This window comes from Methylorubrum thiocyanatum (assembly GCA_014138645.1).
GTDB lineage: Bacteria > Pseudomonadota > Alphaproteobacteria > Rhizobiales > Beijerinckiaceae > Methylobacterium > Methylobacterium thiocyanatum.
In genome coordinates this window covers 378,936-402,674 of sequence record JACJIB010000006.1, presented here as the reverse complement: position 1 = coordinate 402,674, position 23,739 = coordinate 378,936, and the positions used below count along the sequence as shown (strand labels likewise).

The 23,739-nt window shown below is 65.7% G+C and carries 17 protein-coding genes; 14 read left to right on the top strand and 3 right to left on the bottom strand.

Annotated features, from left to right (window positions below):
* Positions 1-113: 113 nt before the first annotated feature.
* The gene (locus tag HNR51_RS18520) at positions 114-563 is read right to left on the bottom strand and encodes a GreA/GreB family elongation factor (protein WP_182555924.1); all 450 of its coding nucleotides are present in this window, start codon (positions 561-563) and stop codon (positions 114-116) included.
* Between the two features lie 890 nt (positions 564-1,453).
* On the opposite strand from HNR51_RS18520, the gene rnk reads away from it, so the two are divergent.
* Positions 1,454-1,867, top strand: coding sequence for a nucleoside diphosphate kinase regulator (gene rnk / locus HNR51_RS18515; protein ID WP_182555923.1), 414 nt, complete (start codon positions 1,454-1,456; stop codon positions 1,865-1,867).
* A 150-nt stretch (positions 1,868-2,017) separates the two neighbouring features.
* Here rnk and HNR51_RS18510 read toward each other — a convergent pair whose 3' ends face one another.
* Positions 2,018-2,632 (bottom strand): TetR/AcrR family transcriptional regulator, encoded by a 615-nt coding sequence (locus HNR51_RS18510; RefSeq protein ID WP_182555922.1) that lies wholly within the window; start codon positions 2,630-2,632, stop codon positions 2,018-2,020.
* 88 nt (positions 2,633-2,720) lie between these two features.
* Here HNR51_RS18510 and HNR51_RS18505 point away from each other — a divergent pair, with 88 nt between their 5' ends.
* The 13 genes from HNR51_RS18505 (at position 2,721) to HNR51_RS18445 (ending at position 22,733) form a co-directional block, all read left to right on the top strand.
* Positions 2,721-3,983 (top strand): efflux RND transporter periplasmic adaptor subunit, encoded by a 1,263-nt coding sequence (locus HNR51_RS18505; RefSeq protein WP_182555921.1) that lies wholly within the window; start codon positions 2,721-2,723, stop codon positions 3,981-3,983.
* Between the two features lie 103 nt (positions 3,984-4,086).
* The gene (locus HNR51_RS18500; protein WP_182555920.1) at positions 4,087-7,281 is read left to right on the top strand and encodes an efflux RND transporter permease subunit; all 3,195 of its coding nucleotides are present in this window, start codon (positions 4,087-4,089) and stop codon (positions 7,279-7,281) included.
* A 464-nt stretch (positions 7,282-7,745) separates the two neighbouring features.
* Positions 7,746-7,871, top strand: coding sequence for a hypothetical protein (locus tag HNR51_RS26785; protein ID WP_273289707.1), 126 nt, complete (start codon positions 7,746-7,748; stop codon positions 7,869-7,871).
* Positions 7,872-8,097: 226 nt separating this feature from the next.
* Positions 8,098-8,757, top strand: a complete 660-nt coding sequence (locus HNR51_RS18490) for an SOS response-associated peptidase (protein WP_182555918.1) — start codon at positions 8,098-8,100, stop codon at positions 8,755-8,757.
* 348 nt (positions 8,758-9,105) lie between these two features.
* Positions 9,106-10,476 carry a tyrosine-type recombinase/integrase gene (locus HNR51_RS18485; RefSeq protein ID WP_239681564.1) on the top strand — a complete coding sequence of 457 codons (1,371 nt, stop codon included), beginning with the start codon at positions 9,106-9,108 and terminating at the stop codon, positions 10,474-10,476.
* Positions 10,477-11,075: 599 nt separating this feature from the next.
* Entirely contained in the window at positions 11,076-13,346 is a 2,271-nt protein-coding gene (locus HNR51_RS18480) for a recombinase family protein (RefSeq protein WP_182555916.1), read from the top strand.
* Positions 13,347-13,363: 17 nt separating this feature from the next.
* Positions 13,364-14,065 (top strand): AbiU2 domain-containing protein, encoded by a 702-nt coding sequence (locus HNR51_RS18475; RefSeq protein WP_182555915.1) that lies wholly within the window; start codon positions 13,364-13,366, stop codon positions 14,063-14,065.
* A gap of 781 nt (positions 14,066-14,846) precedes the next feature.
* The gene (locus HNR51_RS18470; protein ID WP_239681566.1) at positions 14,847-15,455 is read left to right on the top strand and encodes a toll/interleukin-1 receptor domain-containing protein; all 609 of its coding nucleotides are present in this window, start codon (positions 14,847-14,849) and stop codon (positions 15,453-15,455) included.
* Between the two features lie 38 nt (positions 15,456-15,493).
* Complete coding sequence (locus HNR51_RS18465) at positions 15,494-16,990, top strand: T6SS phospholipase effector Tle1-like catalytic domain-containing protein (RefSeq protein ID WP_182555914.1); 1,497 nt, start codon at positions 15,494-15,496, stop codon at positions 16,988-16,990.
* Positions 16,991-17,084: 94 nt separating this feature from the next.
* Positions 17,085-17,717, top strand: coding sequence for a hypothetical protein (locus tag HNR51_RS18460; RefSeq protein ID WP_182555913.1), 633 nt, complete (start codon positions 17,085-17,087; stop codon positions 17,715-17,717).
* Positions 17,717-19,663: a coiled-coil domain-containing protein gene (locus HNR51_RS18455; protein WP_182555912.1), complete on the top strand. Its 1,947-nt coding sequence runs from the start codon at positions 17,717-17,719 to the stop codon at positions 19,661-19,663. The genes HNR51_RS18460 and HNR51_RS18455 overlap by 1 nt, the downstream gene beginning before the upstream one ends.
* Complete coding sequence (locus HNR51_RS18450) at positions 19,611-21,755, top strand: amino acid adenylation domain-containing protein (protein WP_182555911.1); 2,145 nt, start codon at positions 19,611-19,613, stop codon at positions 21,753-21,755. The genes HNR51_RS18455 and HNR51_RS18450 overlap by 53 nt, the downstream gene beginning before the upstream one ends.
* Positions 21,756-22,157: 402 nt before the next feature.
* On the top strand, positions 22,158-22,733 hold the full coding sequence (locus HNR51_RS18445; RefSeq protein ID WP_182555910.1) for a hypothetical protein: 576 nt from the start codon (positions 22,158-22,160) through the stop codon (positions 22,731-22,733).
* Positions 22,734-23,171: 438 nt separating this feature from the next.
* Here HNR51_RS18445 and HNR51_RS18440 read toward each other — a convergent pair whose 3' ends face one another.
* Positions 23,172-23,597, bottom strand: coding sequence for a MerR family transcriptional regulator (locus HNR51_RS18440; protein ID WP_182555909.1), 426 nt, complete (start codon positions 23,595-23,597; stop codon positions 23,172-23,174).
* Between the last annotated feature and the right edge of the window lie 142 nt (positions 23,598-23,739).

Sequence of the window (23,739 nt, the reverse complement as noted above, 5' to 3'; positions counted from 1 at the left end):
CAACGGCTCTCGATCATCAGGCAAGGTCCTGTGGGAGTGAGGTTTTTACAAAGCTGCGGCCGCGATGATGCGGCCGAACGCAGATCCGGTCGGCTGCCGGCAAGGGCTGAGGATCAGCGCAGAAGACGATCGAATGGCCTGGGCGGCACGGTGTCGACCGTGGACCGTGGCGGTCCGACATCGGCGATTTCGACGACGTGCTCGCTTCCCGTGGCGTTGTCGCGAAACGGGATGCGGTCCCCTCTTCTGAGGCCGAGCATCGCAACGCCGAGCGGACTCGCCGCAGAGATCTCCTCTTCCGAGGCGATCACGTGGCCTGGATAGACAAGTCGATGCGCCCGCACCGTCGGCTCATCGTCGAGCCGATAGCGCACGCGACAAGTGACGGCAACGACATCTCGGGGCGGCGGGGAAGCGGCAAAGGATGCCGCACGTTCGAGTTTTGAAAGCAGAAGGTCGGCATAAGGATCGCCGCGCTGATACGCAGCAAGCCCAGAAGCGACGAGACGATCAAAGTCGTAGGTTGGAAGCGTAATCGGGGGACGTTTCCGAACAGCGCCCATTCTGACACCTCACAGCAGGACCGCTCTGCACGGCCAAGCCGCGCAGGGTGGCTGACGGCGCTGCCCGTTCGGGACCTGCGCGTCGAAAAAACGAAGTGCTGGAGATCGATCCCTGGAGCGGGCCGCGCCTTGTCAGGCCGGCCAAGCGCCAGGGCTTAAGAGCCTGCTTGCAAGCTGCCCGCACGCCCGAGAAGGCGAATGCTTTGAAGACGGTTCGGCATAATCTAGTCGAGCATAGGCTAGGCCGTGCGGCTGTCAAGCAGGCCAAGGACGATGGTTTTGCGATGCTGGGTCGCCTCGATTGCCTTGTCGCAGCGAATTGACACGATCATCAACTTCGCTGATGCTCAGGCAATCATGTGCAGCATGACCGTCCTCAACCGTGCCCAGCTTCGGGCAGGGCGCCTGATCGCGGGCGAGTAGCCCCGGGCCGGCGACGCGCAGCGTCCGCAGAGTTCGGGGATGCGCGAGGGTTTTGCCGAGGCGCTGTCGCCTGTCGCGGCAAGAGCGCATGGCAACCGCCACACCAAATCCTTCATCCGACCTATGAAGCGAACGCGTCCTTCGCGTCGACGACCATGCGCGGTCTCGCTGCCGGACAGGCCGTTCTCATGCCGTATCGGAGCGGGATCTATGGATGCCCCTGAGCGCGGTCCGCCACCTCACCCTCCGGGCGGCGAAGGTGAGGCGGTGACGAAACAAGAAAAACCTATCTCCGTCCATGACGCGGCACCGCGTTCAGGCACCGTGCTTCCGTTCTCGCGCCGAAACGACGCGTATTCGTCCGGTCCAGCAAAAATCGAAGAAGATCTCCTGCTTGGTTCGGAGAAGAGGGACGATCCGGGGCCGCGTGCAACGTCGTAAAAACACCCTGAAAAGGATCCAAGGAATTGACGAAGGTTTCCCCTGCTCGGTCGAAGCCGCGCATCAAGATGACGGCCGATGACCACGAACGGTTGTCGCGACTGGCGGCGAGCGCCATGGATCGCGCGCCGGAGGTCGCCTCCTTTCTTTCGGACGAACTCGACCGGGTGCAGATCGTCCGTGGCGGGACCGCTGAGGGCGATTTCGCACGCATGGGCAGCCGGGTGGACTTCCGCGACAATTCGACGGGTCGGATGCAATCCGTGACGCTGGTCTACCCCGGGGATGCCGACATCGAGCAGGGCAAGGTTTCCATCCTGACGCCGATCGGCGCAGCCCTGATCGGCTTGAGCAAGGGTCAGTCCATCGATTGGGCCACTCGCACGGGCGAGATCCGACGCCTGACCGTGCTCGAGGTCCGCGAGGCCGCGCTCGCCTGAAACGGCCTGCGGATCGATTCGAGCGACGAACGATTCCGCGTGTCCTGTTCCGGCCCTACGAGATGGCCCTTTGTGGCGAGCGCGTCGGCAGCGGCCGGCCGGAGAACGCGGGAGCCCCGCGTGATGGGCTCGGCGGTGCTCACCGCTTTCTCACGGCTTCACGATCCGCATCTCGTCGCGTTCCGGGAAGGCGCTGAGCGAGACGCGCGCGACCTCCCGCAAGGCGCCCCGATCCGCTCCGGACGACGCCAGGACACCCATGCCCGAGGCGACCGTTGAGAGAAACCGCGCCAGTGCTGCGGGATCGGCGGTCTCGGCAAGGTCGCCGTCCTGCTGCGCCTGGACGAAGCGCTCGCGCAGTTCCGTCTCCGACAGCGCGCGCCGAGACGCCAGCTCGAACGGAATGTTCTCCGAGCCTTGGCCGCAGGCGAGCCCGCCCTGGACGAGGAGGCAGCCGGGCGGGTTGGCCGGGTCGGTGTGACTCTCCGCGATGCTGAACAGGAAGCGCTCGGCCACGTCGCGGGCGGTGGGGCCCGCAAGCACGTAGCGCATGTGCTCGGACCGACGCTGGGCGTAACGGTCGAGGGCAGCCTTCAGCAGACCCTCCTTGCTGCCGAAGGCCGCGTAGAGGCTCGGCGGCTTGATACCCATCGCCTTGGTCAGCATCGCGAGGCTCGCGCCGTCATAGCCGTGGCGCCAGAACACCTCCATCGCATCATCAAGGGCCTTGTCCGTGTCGAACGACCGGGGCCGCCCCATCGCCATTGTCCGCAAGCTCCAAGTTTTGTATCGAGTGGTAGATAAGTCTCTTGACGGGCCGCGTCCATGTCGACATGTGTATCGGACGATACAGATGTCGGAGCCGGCCGTGCACCCCCATCGCGAAACGTCCCTAGGCCATTTTCTCGTCCGGCGCAGCGCCGGGGTCGGCCTCGCTCTCGCCCTGCTGGCGGGAGCTTCCTATCAATTCGTTTCGGCTCCGCTGTTTGAGGGGAATGCGGCGATTGCCGCGACGCCGCCAGCCGAGCAGGCCGCGCCGGCCTCGGTCGCCACCGTCGAGCCGCGTGACGTCCTCCTCTGGGATGAGTTCTCCGGCCGGCTCGAAGCCGTCGACCGGATCGACGTGCGCGCCCGTGTCGGCGGCGCGATCCAGTCCACGCACTTCGTGGAAGGCGAGCTTGTCGAGGCCGGCGATCTTCTCGTGACCATCGATCCGGCGCCCTACGCGGCGGAGGTCCAGCGTCTGGAAGCCCAGGTGGCCGGCGCCGAGGCGCGCGTCGGCCTGACCTCGAGCGATCTGGAGCGCGGGCGCCGCCTCTCCGACCAGCAGATCGTCACGGCACGCGACCTCGACGTGCGCGCCAACGCCTTCAAGGAGGCGAAGGCGAGCCTCGATGCGGCGAAGGCAGCGCTGGAGGCGGCGCGCCTGAACCTGAGCTACACCCAGGTGCGGGCAGCGGTGGGGGGACGCGTCGGGCGCCGGGAGATCACGCCGGGCAACCTCGTGGCGACGGGAGCGGGGGCGGCGGTGCTCACCACCCTCGTCTCGGTCGATCCGGTCTACGCGAGCTTCGATGCGGACGAGACCGTCGTTCTGAAGGCACTGGCCTCGATCGCCGGCCCGGCGGGCGGGCGCGGTAGGCTCGACCGCATCCCCGTCGAGATGGTGACGGTGGACGGGGCTCGCGCCCGCGGGCACCTGCAGTTCATCGACAACAAGGTCGATGCCCGCAGCGGCACGGTGCGGGTGCGCGCCACGTTCGCCAATGGCGACGGCCGCCTCATCCCCGGTCAGTTCGCGCGGATGCGCCTCGGTCAGGCCAAGCCCGAGCGGTTGCTCCTCGTCGATGAACGGGCCGTCGGGACCGATCAGGACAAGAAGTTCGTGCTCGTGGTCGGAGCGGACAACCGCGCCGAGTTCCGCGCCGTCACCCTCGGCCGGGCGGTCGAGGGCCTGCGCGTCGTGACCGCGGGCCTCTCCGGCGGCGAGCGCATCGTCGTCAACGGATTGCAGCGCATCCGCCCCGGCACGCTCCTGCGCCCTGAGCCGGTGGCGATGGGCGAGCGCACGCCCGGTGCCGGAGCGCGCACGCTCGCCAGCGCCGAGGCCCCGTAGCGTCCAGCGCCTCCGACCGTTCCCGACCCGACCCGACGCGCGCGACCGCCCTCACGGCGGCCGCCCGACGCCTTGTGCCTGATGCCCGTCCCCGGAGGGCGACATGAACCTGTCCAAGTTCTTCATCGATCGCCCGATCTTCGCGGGCGTGCTCTCGGTGCTCATCTTCATCGGCGGCCTCATCTCGCTCTTTGCGATGCCGATCTCCGAGTATCCGGACGTGGTGCCGCCCTCGGTGGTGGTGCGGGCCACCTTCCCGGGCGCCAACCCCAAGGTCATCGTCGAGACGGTGGCGACGCCGATCGAGGAGCAGATCAACGGTGTCGAGGGCATGCTCTACATGTCGAGCCAAGCCACGACGGACGGGATCATGACCCTGACCGTCACCTTCCGTCTGGGCACCGATCCGGACAAGGCGCAGCAGCTCGTTCAGAACCGTGTCTCGCAGGCCGAGCCGCGCCTGCCGGCCATCGTGCGTCAGCTCGGCATCGTCACGGTGAAGTCCTCGCCCGACCTGACCATGGTCGTGCACCTCGTCTCGCCCAATGGGCGCTACGACATGACCTATCTGCGCAACTATGCCGTGCTGAACATCAAGGATCGCCTCGCCCGTCTCGACGGCGTGGGACAGGTGCAGCTGTTCGGCTCGGGCGACTACGCGATGCGGATCTGGCTCGATCCGCAGAAGGTGGCCGAGCACGGCCTCTCGGCGGGCGACGTGGTGCGCGAGATCCAGGCGCAGAACGTGGAGGCGGCGGCGGGCGTCATCGGCGCTTCGCCGGCCGTTCCCGGCCTCGACCTGCAACTCTCGCTCAACGCGGAAGGGCGCCTCACCAGTGAGGAGCAATTCGGCGACATCGTCGTGAAGACCGGAGAGAACGGCGAGATCACGCGGCTTCGCGACATCGCCCGGATCGAGCTCGGCGCCTCGGATTATGCGCTCCGCTCACTCCTCGACAACAAGTCGGCGGTGGCGATCCCGATCTCTCAGTCGCCGGGATCGAATGCGATCCAGATCTCGGACGAGGTCCGCCGGACCATGGCCGAGATCAAGAAGAATATGCCGGAGGGCGTCGACTATCAGATCGTCTACGATCCGACGCAGTTCGTGCGCGCCTCGATCGAGGCCGTCATCCACACGCTGCTGGAGGCGATCGCCCTCGTCGTCCTCGTGGTGATCCTGTTCCTGCAGACGTGGCGGGCCTCGATCATCCCGCTGCTCGCCGTGCCGGTCTCCATCGTCGGCACCTTCGCGGTGATGCATGCCTTCGGCTTCTCGATCAACGCGCTGAGCCTGTTCGGCCTCGTCCTCGCCATCGGCATCGTCGTCGACGACGCCATCGTGGTGGTGGAGAATGTCGAGCGCAACATCGAGGCCGGGCTGTCGCCGCGGGACGCCAGCTACCAGGCGATGCGCGAGGTCTCGGGGCCGATCATCGCCATCGCGCTGGTGCTCGTCGCGGTGTTCGTGCCGCTCGCCTTCATCAGTGGCCTGACCGGCCAGTTCTACAAGCAATTCGCCCTGACCATCGCGATCTCGACCGTCATCTCGGCGATCAACTCGCTGACCCTGTCCCCGGCCCTCTCGGCGCTGCTCCTGAAAGACCATCACGCGCCCAAGGACCGGCTGACCCGGGTGCTCGACACCCTGCTCGGCTGGTTCTTCCGCCGCTTCAACCGCGCCTTCGGGCGCGCCTCGGACGGGTATGGGCGCGGTGTCGGCGGCGTCGTCTCGCGAAAGGGCGCGATGATGGTCCTCTACCTCGTGCTCGTCGGCTTGACCGTTGCGCTGTTCCGCCAGATCCCGGGCGGCTTCGTACCGGGGCAGGACAAGCAGTACCTCGTCGGCTTCGCGCAGCTGCCCGACGGCGCGACCCTCGACCGGACCGAGGAGGTGATCCGGGCGATGAGCGAGATCGCCCTGAAGGAGCCCGGCGTCGAGAGTGCCGTCGCCTTCCCGGGGCTTTCGATCAACGGCTTCACCAACAGCTCGAACTCGGGGATCGTGTTCTCGACGCTCAAGCCCTTCGCGGAGCGCAAGGATCCCGCGCTGAGCGGGGCTGCCATCGCGCAATCCCTGAACAGGAAGTTCGCCGCGATCCCGGAAGCGTTCATCGCGATGTTCCCGCCCCCGCCGGTCAATGGCCTGGGCACGATCGGCGGCTTCAAGCTGCAGATCGAGGATCGCGCCGGCCTCGGCTACGAGGCGCTGAACGAGGCGACCAAGGCATTCATGGCCAAGGCCGCGCAGGCGCCGGAGCTCGCCGGCCTGTTCTCCAGCTTCCAGATGAACGTACCGCAGCTCTTCGCCGACATCGATCGGACCAAGGCGCGCCAGCTGCGCATCCCGGTCACCGACGTGTTCGACACGCTGCAGATCTATCTGGGGTCTCTCTACGTCAACGACTTCAACCGGTTCGGCCGCACCTACTCGGTTCGCGTCCAGGCCGACGCGCCGTTCCGCGCGCGCCAGGACGATGTCGGGCTGCTCAAGGTCCGCGCCGGATCGGGCGAGATGGTGCCGCTCTCCACCCTGCTGCGCGTCCGCCAGACCGCAGGGCCGGAGCGGGCCATGCGCTACAACGGCTTCCTTTCGGCCGACATCAACGCGGGCGCCGCCCCCGGCTTCTCGTCGGGCCAAGCGCAAGCGGCGGCAGCGCGCATCGCCGCCGAGACGCTGCCGCGCGGTTTCGCCTTCGAATGGACCGATCTGACGTATCAGGAATTCATCGCCGGCAATTCCGGGATCTGGGTCTTCCCGCTGGCGCTGCTGCTCGTCTTCCTCGTGCTCGCCGCGCAGTACGAGAGCCTCGCCCTGCCGCTCGCCATCCTGCTGATCGTGCCGATGGGCTTGCTGGCGGCGATGTTCGGGGTCTGGCTCTCGGCGGGCGACAACAACGTCTTCACGCAGATCGGCCTGATCGTCCTGGTCGGTCTCTCGGCCAAGAACGCGATCCTGATCGTGGAGTTCGCCCGCGAGCTGGAGTTCGCCGGCCGCTCACCGGTTCAGGCCGCGATCGAGGCGAGCCGCCTGCGCCTGCGTCCGATCCTGATGACCTCGATGGCCTTCATCATGGGCGTCCTGCCGCTCGTGACGGCGACCGGGGCCGGAGCGGAGATGCGCAGCGCCATGGGCGTCGCCGTGTTCTCCGGCATGATCGGCGTGACCGCCTTCGGCCTGTTCCTGACACCGGTCTTCTACGTCCTGCTGCGCAGCCTCTCCGGCAACAGGCGGCTCAAGCAGCACGGTGCAAGCCTGCCGATGACCGGCCAAGACGGCATCGGGCAAGCGGCGTAGCGGCTTCGTACGCTGTGTTCGAGCGATCGACCTCGACAGGCATCAGGCCGCTGAGTGCCGGTCGCGCCCTTCGGAATCGCCAGGAGCACCGCACGCTGCTGGCGGTGCACGGCGTTGGCCGCATGGCTACCTCAGCCGGATACCTCTGGGGTGCAGGCGGGTTGCCCTTGATGCAAGCCGATGGCGTGGCGTCCGAACATGCCGCTCACCATCGGCCTCAAGAGCAGGAGGGAGCTACGGCAATGGCAGACATTCGCTCACATGACCCGCTTGGCAGGTCTGATGGCGGGCCCGCATCCGGCCGGAGTGGCTCATCGAGTGGCGGCGGGGCCGCGGATCAGGCCCGACAGGCATTGCGCGATGCGACGGATAGAGCCTCCGATGCCTGGGACAGTGCCTCGGAGTACGGCTCGCGGTACTATCGCCAGGGAAGCCGAGCGGTCGGCAATGTGGATACCGCGACGATGACGGGCTTCCTCGTCGCGGGGGCGATCGGCTTCGGGCTCGGCTGGCTGGTGTTCGGCCAGCACTCGTACTCAGGGGATTACGTTGCCAGACGCATGAGCCGCAGCAGCGAGCGCGATGACTGAATCGGAGCTGCCGGCGACTGGCCAAGCCGAGCAAGGCGCAGTCTGTCGTCGGCCCCCTTGGCTGTCCGACGCGTTGCCGGCCGCCCTGCGCCGTCGTCTCCGTTTCGGTGCTCGAGCGCATTCCGACGAAGGGGAAGCCGGTTCGCCGAAAGAATGCGCGTCACATCGAAGGTCTGGAGACGCCGACCTGATGCAATCAGGTCGGGTCCGGCTCTAGGCGGGCCTCATGTGCAATCTCTACAGCCTCAACCGCCCCCAGGATGAGATACGGCGGTGGTTCGACGTGAGCCACGACAGCGCCGGCAACCTCCCGCCTCTCCCCGGCATCTTCCCCGACCAGATGGCCCCCGTGGTCTTGGCCGGGACGCAGGGCCGTGAGCTGACGAGGATGCGGTGGGGCATCCCCGGGCCGAAGGCTTACGGAGAGCACCCCGTCACCAACGTCCGCAACGTGAGGAGCCCGCACTGGCGCCCCTGGCTCAAGCCTGAGTTCCGCTGCCTCGTGCCCGTGTCATCGTTCAGCGAGTATGCCGACACGAAGCCGCGCAAGACCCCCGTCTGGTTCGCCCTGGACGATGACCGTCCGCTGTTCGCCTTCGCGGGCATCTGGCGTCCCTGGACGGGCGTGAGGGGAACCAAGAAGGAGAACCCCGACAGGGTGGAGGAGGAGCACCGGCTGTTCTCCTTCCTCACGACCGAGGCCAACGGCGTGGTCGGGCCGGTTCACCAGAAGGCCATGCCCGTGCTGCTCACAACGAAGGAAGAGTGCGGGACGTGGCTTGAAGCGCCCACGGAGGAGGCGCTGAGGCTACAACGTCCGCTGCCTGACGGGCTCATGAAGGAGGTGGCGAGAGGCGAGCGTCACGACGGGACGGCCCAGGGCTGAGGCCGGAAGCCAAGGCCGGCTCAAGCCACACCGAGGCGCCGCAAATCGCGGTCAGCAAAGCCGGTACTTTGTGGGGGATGCTAAGCCGTGCTGACGATCACCAAGTCTCTGTCAATCAACGCTTATACGTCGCGACAAGAAACCTGGTGGAGCTGAGGGGATTCCAGCCTCCTCCCGGCCAAGCGTCTGTCCCAGCACAATTCCTTTACGCGCCAGGCGCTTCATGGGGCTCGTCCCGGGACGAACCCGGGACTTACCGCGACCGTGGGAGTGTTACTACCCTTGCCGAGGCCGTCCGATCCCAAGAAGGCTTACCTGGAATTCCACGGCGGGAGCTGGCGGGTGTCCATGGCCGTGCCGAAGGCCGCCCAGCGCGCCGTCGGCGCGTCGCGGCTCAAGCACAATCTCGGTACGGACAGCCTCAAGGTCGCCAACGTCCTCAAGAAGCCGCACCTGGAGCGCTTCCGGCGGCGCATCGAGGACGCGCTGGCATCGGTCGGGCAACTGAGGAAGGACGACACCGCGCTCGCCCTCGAACTGGCGAAGGTCCGCAAGGACCTCGACCGGGGCGGCAACGAGGCGGAGCTTGAGGCTTTCCGGGAGGCGGTCCGCGAGAGGCACTACGAGATCAGGCTCAAGGGCTCGCGCGACGTCTTCGCCGGGGAGGACGAGGAAGGCACGCCCGTGTTCGTCGAGCGGGAGCATCCCGAGCAGGTCGCCAGGGCCGATGCGTTCTCCGACATCGCGCTCGGCCGGGCCACGCCCGTCGACATCCGTTTCGAGGATTACCACGCGCAACTCTTCGTCAAGGCCCGCACCAAGGCGGACGACCTTCGGGCGATGCGGTACCTGAAGGAGTGGTGCCTGCGGGAGAACATCCCGCCGATGCTCGAACAGATCGACCTCCAGCGGGCCTACGCCTTCGCGGACGACCTCAAGCTCACCACCGGCACGACCCATGTCACCTGCAACAAGTACCTGGGCCGGCTCGCGGCCTACTGGCAGTACCTCGGTGGACGCGTGCCGGCCGCGCGCCACAACGTCTTTGCCGGGATCAAGCTCAAGGGCCAGAAGACGAAGCGGGAACAGAAGGAGCGTCCGTTCACCGACCGGGAACTCGCCACCCTGCTGACGGGACCGGCGAAGCCCCACATGCTCGACCTCATCTACATCGGAGCGCTCACGGGAGCACGGCTCGACGTGATCGTCGGGCTGAAGGTCTGCGACACGGAGAACGGGTGCCTCAGGTTCCAGCCGCAGAAGCAGGAAGACACCTTGCGCTTCGTGCCGATCCACCCGGACCTCGCCCCGGCCATCGCCAGGCGCATCGCCGGGAAGGGACCGGAGGACGACCTCTTTCCGGAGTGGCCGCCGGTACGGAAGAAGGGGTCGGTGCGGGAGCGCTCGTTCAAGACGTCGAACCACTTCACCGACTATCGCAGGCTGTGCGGCGTCACCCACGACCTCCCTGACAAGCGCCGGTCCCTGGTCAACTTCCACAGTTTCCGCCGCTGGTTCATCTCGCGGTTGGAGCAGGCCGAAGTTCCGGCCAACCTGATCGCGGGCATCGTAGGACACAAGAACGGCACCATCACCCTCGACGTCTACAGCGAAGGCCCCTCGATGCGGTCCGCCAGGCGGGCGGTGGCGAAGGTGAGGCTGCCGCCGCTGGACGGCAGCCCAGTGCGCGAGCCCGAGATCCTCTCGCAGCGCGGCTGATCCCCTCCGTCACGCTTGCCCGGGGCGAGCGTGACGTCCGCGCCCGTCGCACCGCCGGGTCGCGAGGCCACGCGTGTCGGAACCGCATCGACTCACAACGACAAGGAGAAAGCCGGATGCGACACCACCGGGGAACCACTGCTGCGTGGAACCAAGCCGGGAACGTCCCGGGAGGAGAAGGGTCGACGGTTCCGGCCGTCGCACGCCTCATGCGCGCGCTCGCCGCCTGGGAAGCCATGCGCGCGTCGCGCGACGCGGCCGAAGGGACCGCGTCGACGTCCGGGCGGGTGGAAGACTTCCGCGACGGCCGTTGGCACGCGGTCGAACCAGAGATCTCCTAGACCTTACGCGTCGATCTAACCGTCGAATCGAACCAGAGAGATCATTATCTGGTAATATACGGGGCAATCGACGCATTATTCCTCTGTCAACAGCGCGGGCGGCCTATATAAAGCATTTATAACCAGGTTTTTGCTTGAAATTACTGCCTTTGAGGGCGGTCTTGTGCTGTCATCGCGGCGTTGGAAGAGTCATAACCTAGCACATCAGGGCGCGGGGAAGTTCCTCGACCACAAGCTCTCGACGCAAGGATGCTCAACATGTCCACTTCAAGCTACGACAACGGCAGCACACGTTCCGGACAGCCGTTCGTCGGGTCGGCGATCCTCGGGCGCGTCCCTTGGGCGGCCCCCCGGGTCGATGGCCCGCCGCCGGGCACGCCGGTGGGTGCCAGGCCCATCGACCTCCTGCCGGAGGCATGGGTCTCGAAGCGTTCCCCGGTCCCGAGTCCTGCGCACGCGGCGCCTCGCGGCATCAGGGCGGCGATCTACACCCGATACTCGACGACGGGCCAGAGCCAGAGCAGCACCGAACGCCAGATTGAGGTCTGCATGGACTATGCACGGCGGATCGGCGTCGTCGTCGACCACACCGACATCTTCTCCGACGAGGGGTTCTCGGGCTCCTCGATGAAGCATCGTACCCGCCTCAACGCGCTGCTCGACAGGGTCGCGGTCCGCGAGGTGGACATGGTCATCATCGAGGACGCGGACCGGATGGCCCGCGACCTCGCGGATCTCGCGTGGATGTTCAAATACCTGAAGAAGCACGGATCCAGCCTGCACCAGGCGAAGAGCGGGCCGATGAACGCGACGGAGGTCGCGTTCCGCGGGGTCATGTCCCAGGAACAGAAGGACTTCATCGTGTGGCGGACCGAACAGGGCCGTCGCGCGATGGTCCTGAGGGGCCTGCATCCCGCGGGCCGTTGCTTCGGCTACCGCCGGGTCCTCGGCAGTCCGGGGCTGCTGGAGAAGGACAAGGAGAAGGTGGACACCGTCATCCGCATCTTCGAGATGCGCGCGGACGGCGTGAGCTTCAGCGCCATCTGCGTCTCGCTCAACGCGGCCGGCATCAAGTCTCCCCGCGGCCTGGACTGGTCCCCGGTGATGCTGCGCACGGTCCTCACGAACCCCCTTTATCGTGGTGTCCTGGTGTGGGCGCGCCTCAAGCACGAGAAGGACTTCGACGAGAACGTCATCAAGGTGACGCGCCGTCCGAAGGAGGAATGGCTCGTGCACCCCGTCCCCCACCTGCAGATCGTCCCGGAGGAGCTTTGGAACGCGGCGCAGTCGGTGGATGCGACCAAGCAGACCAGGGTTCAGATGGGCGGTCCGATCCTGCGAAGGTACCTGCTGTCCGGACGCGCCCTTTGTCCCTCGTGCGGCGGCAAGATGCACATCCTGGAGAAGAGGCACATCGCATGTTCGAACGCCATCCAGAAAGGCACCTGCCATCACCGGGCGCGCTATCACTTGGATTGGGCCGAGGGGCTGGTGCTCTCGGCGCTTGCCGACCAGCTTGAATCCCCCGACTTGCACCGGCCCTTCGTCGATGCGCTTAACGAGGAGGCGCGCCGCGTCGAGAAGGAAACCGCGTCGGACCGGAAGCGGCTCCAGCGGCAGGTCGACCTCTGGACCCGGCGGGTCGATGCGACGTTCGACAAAGACCGCACCGAGGGGGCGCAGCCGGAAAGCGTCGTTCGCAACCGGCAACGATTCGAGAGGTGCCTGGCGGAAGCGCGGGATGCCCTTGCGGCCCTGCCCAGGCTCCGCGGGATTTTGGCGTTCGATACAGAGCGCCTCGGTGGCATGGCCGCGTCGCTGCGGAACTTCGCGAAGCGCGAGGTGAAGTACGTCCACGACGAGGCGACCGCGCGGGTCATCGATGCGGCAAGGGGCTGCTTCGACACGGTCACCCTCGGACCGGTCGAGGGCGGGGTGCGCATCGGCATCGCGTTCCGGGTCGACGTCCTTCTCGGGACCAGCGCGGTCGGGCAAGCTCCGGATACGTTCCGACGACTGGAGCTCGTCGTGCCGCTCGCGCATTGCAAGGGCCTCGGGGCGTCGGTCTTGCAAAGGCGTGCGAGGGGCACGGCGTCGTTCGCGGAAGGTCCGTGGCGGCTGTCGGACGACGAGTGGGCAGATATCCGCGACCTCGTCCCCGCGAGCCTCGTGTCCCATAGGATCGGCTTATGCTCCGATCCGCGGTCGCTCGTCGAACTCATGCTGGCGAAGATGGTCCATGGTCGCCGGCTGGCCGACTGCCCGGAGGGGTTCGGCGAACTCAAGGCGGTGACGACCGCGTTCCGGCGGACCATCGGGGGCGGGCACTGGGACAGGATCGTCGACCGCCTGACGGAACGCGCGCCCCACCACCTTAGGGGCTACGACCCCAACCGGTTCCGGTGCTACTGGAACACCTACAAGAAGCGTCGCGGCGCTCGACGGGTTCGCGACACGGTCGAACCGGGCCGTCAGGCGGGAAACGTCCCGCCGGACGGCCCGTCCCCTGGCATCGTCGGCTTCGCGTAAGGAAGGGAAGCCTTAAGTTGAAACGTCTACCCTGCTGGGCAAGTCATTTCCGCAATTTGGATGGCAAGCAGGCAATGGACGTCGAATACTTTGTGAAGGCCAGCGCTAAGTTGTCACGTCAAGTTAGAAATGATTTGAAATTGCATATCTATCTCTACGAAAGTTTCAATCAAATAGAGATATTGGACGATAACGACAGACCTTTGCGCTACGGCGCAATCATACATACAATTCGTTTAGGCTTGCAATGCAGCCTTATATTACAGCTTTCCAATCATTTAAGTAAAGCCGATGCGAAAAGCGTGAAAATTGAGAAATTGCTTAATTTTGCCGCCTCCAATCTCGTTAGAATTCCCTGGAAAACGCCACCACAAAAGGGTTGGCTCAATGAGCAGAATGCAAAGATCGAACGAATCGCCCCGACAATATCCAAGCTGAAAACTATACGCAATGAATATTTCGCACACGTCGATGCTCAGCATTTACTGGATCCAGACAAAAGTTTGGAGCATGTTATTCCAACGATGAAGGAGCTATTTGATATTTACACGACAATAGAGTCGATCTTAGGCTCTATAGACAAGCATTTGAGTGGCCTGTCGCAGGTCCGTTACGACTCTTGGTTCGACTCAGAGTGCAAGGAATTTACGGGCAAGCTTCTGGCTAACGTCGTTGGCGGAACCGGAGTGAAAAAAGCCAGGATCATGGGCAGCCGCTGACCAGGGCCGCCGCGGGCTGGCCCTGTGGGCGCACCGCGCCTCGGGCGAGGCCGCGGAGGGCAGCAAGCCACATCTCCTTCCGGACTTCGACGAAGGCCACGTCCTGGGCAGAGTCGAAGGCCTGCCGCCGGGGTCGTTGCCCCCGGTCCGACGGAAGGAAGGGACCGGGGCCGCGACACGCCCTTCCCACGCCGGGCGCATCGCCCGGTTCGTGGCAAGGGCGAAGGACGTCGCGGGCTGGAAGGAGATGCACCGGAAGATGGTGAAATCGGGCGTTCGGGCCCGTCGGCGGCATCCGGTGGGGGCGTCGAGCCTCTATGCCGTCGCCCGCGCCGATCCCTCGAAGAGAGGCCGGGCCTTCGTGCCGAGAGGCGCGGGGGGCGGGACGGCGAGGACCGCCTGAGAGCGACTGCTCCTCAGCCTACGGGCGAGGGGCGGTCCGGGCCGCAAGGTCCATCAAGCGATCTTTTCGCATATCCGAAATCTCCGTATCCGCCACTCGTTACCAGATACCTCGCGGTTGAGTAGTTCATCGCCGTTCGCCGGAGTACCGCCGAGGCCGCAGCGCGGCCCCTTGCGGCCAGGGCCTGGTCATAGCGGAACAAAACGGGGCCATAAGACTTGAGTCCCGAACTTGGCCGCCACGTTCGAGGGGGCTGCCGTGACCGTCAAATCAGGGACCGGGACCAGCGAGGCCAAGCCGCCCGCGCGCAGGGCGACGCCAGGGACGCGTGCCTCCGGTCCCCCGAAAGCCGCGCCGCCGAAGCCCAGGAAGGCGAAGGTGCGGATCTTCGTCTCGTACTGCCACGCGAACGCGATCCAGCAGGCGAAGCTTCAGATCCACCTCGCTCAGTTGAGGCGGGACGAGGTCGAGACCTGGTTCGACGGCGAGATGGAGGCCGGTGACAAGCTGAACACTGAGATCTCTCGTAAGCTGCGCGCGGCGGACATCTTCGTCGCGTTGATGAGCCCCGAATACATCGCCAGCCGCTGGTGCCAGATGGAGTACAAGCGGGCGATGGGCCGGCGGGCCAGGGGTTCCATGCGGGTCGTGGTCGTCGTCGTTCGGCCATGCGCCTGGAAGGATACGGGAGCATCCGATCTCAAGGTTCTTCCGCACGACGGGAGGACGGTGAGCGACTGGCGGTCGATGGACCACGCCTTCGCGAACGTGGCCGAAGGCATCAAGGGCGCCGTCAAGGCCGTGCGCTCCGCGCTTTCCGAGGCGGTACCGGCCCGACCCGCGAAGGCGCCGCGATCCGCCGCGGCGCCCGTGCCCAAGAAGCGGCCTGCTCCGGTCAAGGGCGGTCGGAAAGCCTCGACGAAGGCGAGTCCCGGCACAAGGGCGACCAAGGGTAAGCGGCCGGCGCGGAGCCGTGCGGCCGGATAGGAACGGATCGGGGGTCGGCCGCGACGGCCGGGTGGGACATGCCGAAGAACATCGTCGTCTTCTCGGACGGCACGGGGCAGGAAGGCGGGCTTCGCGAGGAGCAGCGGCTGAGCAACGTGTACAAGCTCTACCGCGTCTGCCGGGTCGGCCCGGACAGCGGCATCGACCCGCGCGATCAGGTCGCTTTCTACGATGCGGGTCTCGGGACGGACGCGGGCGCGAGGGGTTTCACCGGCGCTTACCGCCGGCTGCAGAAGCTGCTGTCCTCAGTCACTGGCCTGGGTATCACCAGGAATATCGCCGATTGCTATGAGTTCATCATCAATCACTACGAGCCGGGCGACCGCATCTTCCTCGTAGGGTTCAGCCGGGGCGCCTATACGGCCCGCTGCGTCGCCAACGTCCTGTTCCTATGCGGGGTGCCGACGACCACGCCGAAGGGTTTCCTGCCGCGCTTCCGCAAGGTGACCCGGGACATCGCCGACGAGGCGGTAATGAAGGTCTACGAGTACGGGGCAGGCTCGCCACGGGGCGGCGACTACGAGAAGGACCGGTTCGAACTCGCGAGGCGGTTCCGGCGGAACTATGGATCGGGCGACGACCTCTCGTCGAACGTGGCGCCCCACTTCATCGGCGTGTTCGACACCGTAGCCTCGCTCGGTGCGACCGGACCCAAATGGTGGGGCATCGCCGCCGGTCTGACGATCCTGGCCGCGCTGGTCGCCGCGGTGCCCGCCGTCCTCTCCGACCTGGCGTTCGGGACCGGCTATTGGCGTCCCTTCGGCGTCAGCCTGTCGCTGATCGGGATCGTCGTCCTGTGGCGCTGGCTTCCGACCGCGGTCAAGTCCATCACCAACTCCCCAGTGAACGGGAAAACACGCCGGCACATCGCCCAGTGGCGCTCCGGGAACTACGACCAGCTCCTCAGTGGCCACGTCGGATATGCCCGGCACGCCCTCGCCATCGACGAGACCCGCGCGGATTTCCCGAGGGTCAAGTGGGGCAGCCGGGACGGTGTACGCAAGAAGGTCGTGGGCGAGCCCGATCCGCTCATCCAGATGTGGTTCGCGGGCAACCACTCGGACATCGGGGGGAGCTACCCCGAGGCCGAAAGCCGGCTCTCGGACATTGCCCTGGACTGGATGGTCGATCAGGCGACCAAGATCCCCGACCCGTTGATCCTCGACGGGATGGAGCCCGGGAAGCCCGGAACGGGGCGACTGCACCTGCACCCGGCCTTCGACGGCATGCAACACTGCGAGGTCGCCGGGATGCGCGACACCATCGACGGACTGTTCCCGGCGTGGCTGTCCCGTCGTCTAGGATGGCTTGGCTGGCCGGTGAAGGTCCGCGAGATCCAGGAGGACGCCCTTGTCCATCCGAGCGTCCGTGAGCGGTTCGGGCTTGCCGAGGTGACCCAGTGCGCCGGCAGGGGGCCATACAGGCCGCAGGCGCTCGCAGGCCATCGCGAGTTCGGGGGCGGCTATCCGGCGGCACAGGCAACGGGCGAAGCGCCGGCCACGAGGCTCGCATGACCACGGGACGGCCACCGGCACGCCCCGAAGGGTGTAAGCTTGGCTGGCCGATTCGGCCCCCCCTCGCTCGAACAGCCTGAACGGCCCCCGTGGAATGGCGAAGGTCGACTATCATCGGAATGCCCTGCGCATTCTCTTCATCCTGGTGCGGGGCAGCCGGCCCTACACCGGCGAGCCCGTCGAGGGTTACGACCGGGTCTTCCGGGGCGAGACCAAGGTGCAGGCGCTCGATTTCTGGATGCGCTATCCCGACTACCTGGCAGACGAACTGCTGACCCTTTACGAGGCGACGCGGGATCGGGCGCACCTGGACGAGGCGGGGCGGATCTTCGCCGACGAGGAGCCCGACCTGCGCCGCGTGCCGATGCTGCGCCGTTACTTCGGCGCCTACGAGCCGCTCGACACGGTGCTCGGCATCCTCAAGCTTCGCGGCCTCGTCCTACCCCGCTCCCGCCAGATGGAGACGGGCAACGACGAGCACGACTTCCTCGTCGGCGAACGGGCGCCCGCGTTGCTGGAAGAGGCGGTGGCCGCCCTTCCGGAACTCGGGTGGTACGACCGCCGCGTCGACCTCGTGCTGAGCGTCGCCGGGGGCCGTGGGGGCTACGCCCTCAAGGCGTGCCAGCACCGGCAGAAGGAATACCACGACGCGGCGGCCGGCGACCTGATCCCGACCACGGCCGAGCGGGTCAGGAATCGGCTTGAGCGACTGAGAGGAGGTGCTTGATGGCCGACGACGTCAAGCCGACCGACGCGACCACCTTGCTGACGAAGATCGCCAAGAAGGCGGGTCGGGGCGTCGAGGACGTCCGTTCCATCCTCGCGAGGCACGGGGTCGCCTACAAGCCGTCCATCGCCGTGCCCAAGCACCTCTGCATCACGTCCCTGGCCTTCACCGGCAAGAAGAAGGGCGAGACCGCTCCCGGACCCGTGAACTTCACGTGGGGCGATCTTTCCCCAGGGCTGAGGGCGATCATCAGCGACCGGAATTTCCGGGGAAAGACCACCTTGCTGGGTCTTATGCGGTGGGGTCTGACGGGCCGCCGCGGGAAGCGCATCCCCACCGAGTTCGCGGAGACGTTCCATACGCTGACGATGGCCTTCACCCTCGACGGCCAAGTCTACGAAGTCGAGGTCATCGATGCCATCGACCCGGTCGGCACGCTATGGCGCGTCGATGGCGGCAGCCGCCTCGCGCTTGACACCTTCTCGTCCGCCGAGGGCTTCGAGGCCGTGATGTCGGGCTTCTTCATGGGCCAGCTGGGGCTCCAGATGCTCGTCACGCACGCCGACCTCGGGGACAAGGGCGTCGACCAACCGCACGATTGGGTCTGGCTGTCCGGCGCGCTAGAGATCGAACCGGACCCTGACAACCTCTTCGGGAGTTACCAGGCGCTCGGCTCGCGCATGATGCAGATGTACCTCGGCGTGCCCTGGACGAACGCCGTCAACGACGTCCAGGCTGCGAAGACCCGGATCGATATCGAGGCGCGCCAAGCCGTCTCGGAGCTTGAGCGGACGCGGGAGCGACGTAAGAGCAGGATCGAGGAGATCGACGCCGAGATCGCCGGCCTGCGCCGCAAGCTGAGGGGACTGCCGAGCGCCGAGGGTCAGCGGGGCGACCTTGCGGAGGCGAACCGCCGGTTCGCGGAGGCGCAGGGCCGATTGCGTTCGGCGGTGCGCTCCATGGCCGTGGCGTCCGAGGACCGGGAGGCCGCCAAGCTCGCCTACGACGCCGCCCGGAGGGACCTGCGCGAGTTCAAGGAAGGCCGGGCGGCCAAGACGGTCTTCCGCTCGTTGGACCCTGTCTGCTGCCCTCGCTGCGACGAGGTGTTCGACGAGGAACGCAAGCAGGCCAACAATCAGGACCATACCTGCGTGGTCTGCGGCACGCTTGAGCAGCCCGAGGGCAACCCGGCCCGGCAGGAAGCGGGCCTGAAGGACGCCGTGGCGGACGCGGAGGCAAGGCTGACGTCGCAGGAGCGCCGGAAGGCGGCGCTCGCGAAGGCCATGGACGGGGCCCGGGCCGAGATGCGCGAGACGGAGGCGACGGCACGGGACCTCGAAGCCGCCCTCGCCGAGCCGTCCTCGGCCTACCCGTTGGAACTGGAACTGGCGAGGCTGGAAGCACGTAAGGAGGAGCTCGGCGTCGATGATGCCAAGCCTTCGGAAAGTGGTGACGACCATCAGGTCCTCAGGATCGCCGAGAGGGTCACCCAGGCAGCCTTCAAGCCGTTGCAGGATGAGTTGCTCGGGGAGGTGTCCGGTTTGATCGAGGAGTACGCGGTCCGGTTTGGCGTGGTGAGCCTCGAAGAGGCGAAGCTCCTCGGCAACACGAACCTCAATATGCGCAAGAACGGTGGGATTGCTTGGTTCGGCACGCAGACCCCCGGGGAAAAGGCGCGCCTGAAAATCGCCGCCACTATCGCCATCATCAAAGTGGCGGAGCGGCGAGGCCTCGGACGCCACCCCGGGGTGCTGCTGATCGATTCCCCTGGCTCGAACGAGATGGTCGACCGCGACTATTCCAACCTGATCGCAGGTCTGGCGGAGGTCGCCCGGGAGATCCCGCACCTGCAGGTGTTCGTGACCGCCGCCGCCAGCGAGACCATCCTGGGGCATGTGGCTCGCGAGCGCCTGCTGTACGCTGAGGGGGACCGGTACCTTTGGTGAGACCGTGCAGGCACTCGACGCCACGATGGAAGCGGCGCTCCGCGGCGGCCGGACGCCCTCGGCCGCGGAGTTCGGCGGCATAGCCGCGGTCCTTGCCTCGGCGGACGGCGTCGCGCGTTCGCACTTCGCCCCCGAGTACATGGCGCTGGTCCTCGACGAGGCCGACCTCGGCGACCCCGGCGTCCAGGCATTCTCGCGCGACGTCGTCGAGCGTCTCGACAGCGACATCGGCATCAACTCGCTCGTCGACGTGGTGGCCGAGCGGCCGCCCCTGCCCGAGGCGGTCGAGGCGACCTGGTTCGGGCGCTGGCTCGAACTGGCCCGGGATCGCCGAGCCGCCACGAGCGCGCGGACGGCCGCCTTGCGGGGCGCCCTCCTCACCAAGCGGCAGAGCGCCCGGCGTTCCCTCCGGCTGGCGGCGTTCATCGCCGAGTGCGTCGTCGACGACGAACCCGCGTTCCTGGCGCACGCCGCGCGGATCGCGGGGCTGCTGCATGCCGAGAGCCCGAACGAGGCGCTCGTGGAGTTCCTCACGGACCTGCTCGATGTCGCCGATGCCGCCGACGAGGCGTCGTTCGAACTCGGCATGGAACGGGTCGGACGCGCCCTCCAGGCGGCTTCCGGACACGATGTCCTGGCACGGCTGCGCGAGGCGCGGGCACGGTTCGACGCCTCCGCCGCCGGCCGGGAGGCGCGGGCCGACGCCCGCGTGCTGTCGCTGGCGACCGGGTTGCTCGACGACTTCTTCGAGGAACGCGTCGGCGGGTGGACGGAGCGTCTGGAGGAGCTCCGGAGGGAGGCGTTCGCGTACTCGGCCTATTCGGTCCAGGCAGAGGACTTCCTGAACGGGGCCAAGGAGGCCGAGGTATCGGCCTGGGCTTCGCTGGCGGTAAGGCTCGGTTCGCTCGCCCCCAGCCTCGACGAGCCGGCATGGTGGAACGCGACGCACATCATCGAGAACGAGTTGCTCGTCGTCTACTCGGCGAACCGAACCCTCTTCCGACGGTCGGATGACGGTGGCCTCGAATGGCTGGTCCGTCCTCGGATCGAGGACTACTACGCCCGGCATCGAGGCCAGCTGTACGCCCTGAGGGGCTGGCTGAAAGCCCGCGGCGCCTCGGAACTCGGCGCGGCCGCGGCGGAGCTGATCGCCAGGACCGATGCGGCCCTGGGCAGGGGTGACGACCCGCACCCTCGTGGGGCGACGGCCGTGAGCCCAACGGTCGCCGCCGTCCTTGAGCAGGGCAAGGAGTCGTACGAGCTCCAGGAGAGGTTCCTCCGGGATGTCATCGCCGACGTGAACTACGTCGAGTTCAAGCAAATGACACCGCCCGTCATGGAGGCGGTTCAGGCCGTCCTGCACGCCTTCGAGGGGCTCCCGTACTTCGACGACCCGAACGTCAGGGTTTTCGTGCGGGCGGTCGTTGTCAAGACGCTGTTGTTCCTCAAGAGCCGCATGGACCCAAGTCCTGGCGTCGACCCGACCGTTAGCTACCTCTTCATTCGAGAGGGGGAGCCAAACCCACTGGAGAAGTTCCTCCAGCGGGACTTCATGTCGTTCCTGCAGACCTCGATGCTCGGCTCGGTGGATGAGGTTCGAGGCATCGCAGCGGGACGGGCCGACGTCATGCACTATTTCGAGGGCATCCGCTTCGTCACCGAGATCAAGCGGGAGGAGAAGGATGCCTCGTTCGAGAACCTGATCGCCTCCTACGGGGCCCAGACCACCCTGTACCAAAACACCAACATTCCTATCGGGATACTCATGGTCCTGGACCTGACCACCCGGGACGGCCTGTCGGGACACTTCAGGACGCTCTACCGGACGGAGGTCGGCGACCTTCTGCGGAACGGCACAACCCGGGGAGTTCTGGTCGTGAAGGTGCCGGCACGGAGGGTCGATCCAAGCACGGCCACGGCGGAGGCCGTCCGCAGGATCTCCAAGGCGAGGACGGCGGCCAGACGAGCCGGCAAGCCGGCCGCGAAAGCCAAGGTCCCGAGAAGCGGGAAGGCCATGATGGCCGTGGCGACGCGCCCGACGCCAACCCGCGGACGGCGTAAGGTCGATCCGACGTCGAACGAGGACACCTGACCCTTGCCAGGCACCGGCAGAACGCGCCCCATCGTCGGGCGTCATCATGGGTGGCATCGCCATCGTGTGAACATCGGCGAGCATGGGTCGGCCCCGCTGAGGTTTCGGTTGGTATGCAATTTTCCGGTGTCAGCGTCGAAGCGTATCTCGCGAAGGTCATTGGCGCGGCCGGGACCCCGGTCAGGCTCAACGGATCTCGATGGCGGCCATACCGGTGTGCGTCGGCCATTACCCAGTTCGGTCGAGCTATGCCGTGATAGCCGGAAACGGACAGCATCGAGCGCCGGGGGATGACAGGAAGACAGCAAGACAGCAAGCTGTCCGAACAAGGGCTTGCGCATCGTTACCTTCTCCTAACTGCAAGCTGTCATGCTGTCTTGCTGTCCGTGATGAGCAACGACCGTGGCCAAGAATAAACGCGATACCGATACGGGTGTTGGTGGCGTGCCGGACACCGGCCATCCATCAAGCAAAGCCAAGGTGATGATTTACGTACCGCATGCACTTCACCGTGCAGTGAAGCGTAGGGCGGTCGATGAGGGGCGCTCCGCCAGCGATTTGTTTGCGGAAGCTGCGCACAGGTACTTATATGCAGCGGAAGCCCCTGTCGTGACTTCGCCGATTCCGACTACAATTCAAAGTGTCTTGTCTGATACTTCTTTTCCGAGGCTCGTTGAGGCGGTCGAACAACAAGGAAGATTGCTTCATCATTTATCGGGTCGGATTGAAATGCAGCAAGCTGTACCAAGTAATGATACCCCATCACGTACCGTTGGAGTCAAATCTGCCACCGCTATGCGAACTATGCTAGGCATGCTGCGGCGGTCTGGAGCCGATGGTGTCGACAGCAACGAGTTGAGCAAGGCCATGCTGTCAGATGGCTTCAAGTCCGGGACTACCGAGAACGCCAAAGCCGTGCTTCGGGATGCCGGTCTCGCTCGATACGAGGGAAGGCGCTGGTACCTTGCGGACGTGTGACAGGTCATGAAACTCCCACAGGCAAGCCCCTGATGGGGTGCGGAGGGAAACCGGGGCAACGCTATGCCATTCTAAGCAACCATGGAGAGCGAAGCCGCGGTTGAGCGTCGGCGCCTCAGACTTAACCCTGACCTGGTTCGGAATGGCGGTCTGATTCGGGCCGAAACTAAGAATTTCACGTCAAAGTGATATCGAGTTTTGGGAGAAAAACGTCCTGCAATCGGGATGGCACATGCTCCCTACGGAGAGTCAGTTCTAAGCAATATATTCTATGATTTTAGATAAAAAAGGAGGGAGGGTTGTGTAATTTTTTGGTCCGAGAATTTGACTTCACTCCCTGTAAATGGAGGTTCGAAGTCACACTTCGAAATTGGGTGGCGGACACTACGTATGTAGCGTCGAGCGCCGCTTACGCTGAAGACGCGACGCGTTCGCAGCCTAGACGCGATTGTGCTCGTGCAGACGATGGTCGTAGTCCGTCAGCGTCTCAATCACACGGCATTCCGCCACCTTGCCCTGACCATGGCACTCTACCAAACGTTGCAGTTCCTCTTGCAGGGCGGTGAGTTGCACGATGCGGCGTTTCACCTCGTCTAAGTGTCGACGGGCAACCGTGCCTACTTCGATGCACTGGTGATCAGTTTTGGTCGAGAGGGACATCAGTTCGCGTATATCATCAATCTCAAAACCTAGACCACGACAGGATCTGATAAATATCAGTCGGGCTACCTCGGCCTCCGAATAGCGACGCTGCTGCCCCCCTGTACGAGCCGGGGCTAGCATCAGGCCCGCTCCTTCATAGTAGCGGATTGTTGGAACCTTCACGCCCGTGCGGCGCGATAGCTCGCCGATCGAAATGTTCATTTTCGGCCCAAACCTCCAGCCTCTAGAGGTTGTACTCTCCTTCCTCCTCAATGGAAAGGGGCACGAGAGTGGGTGGCTCCACGAACTGTCCGAATCTCATTCGTCACTCGACAGTTTCAATCCGCCGCAGCCTTTCCATCAA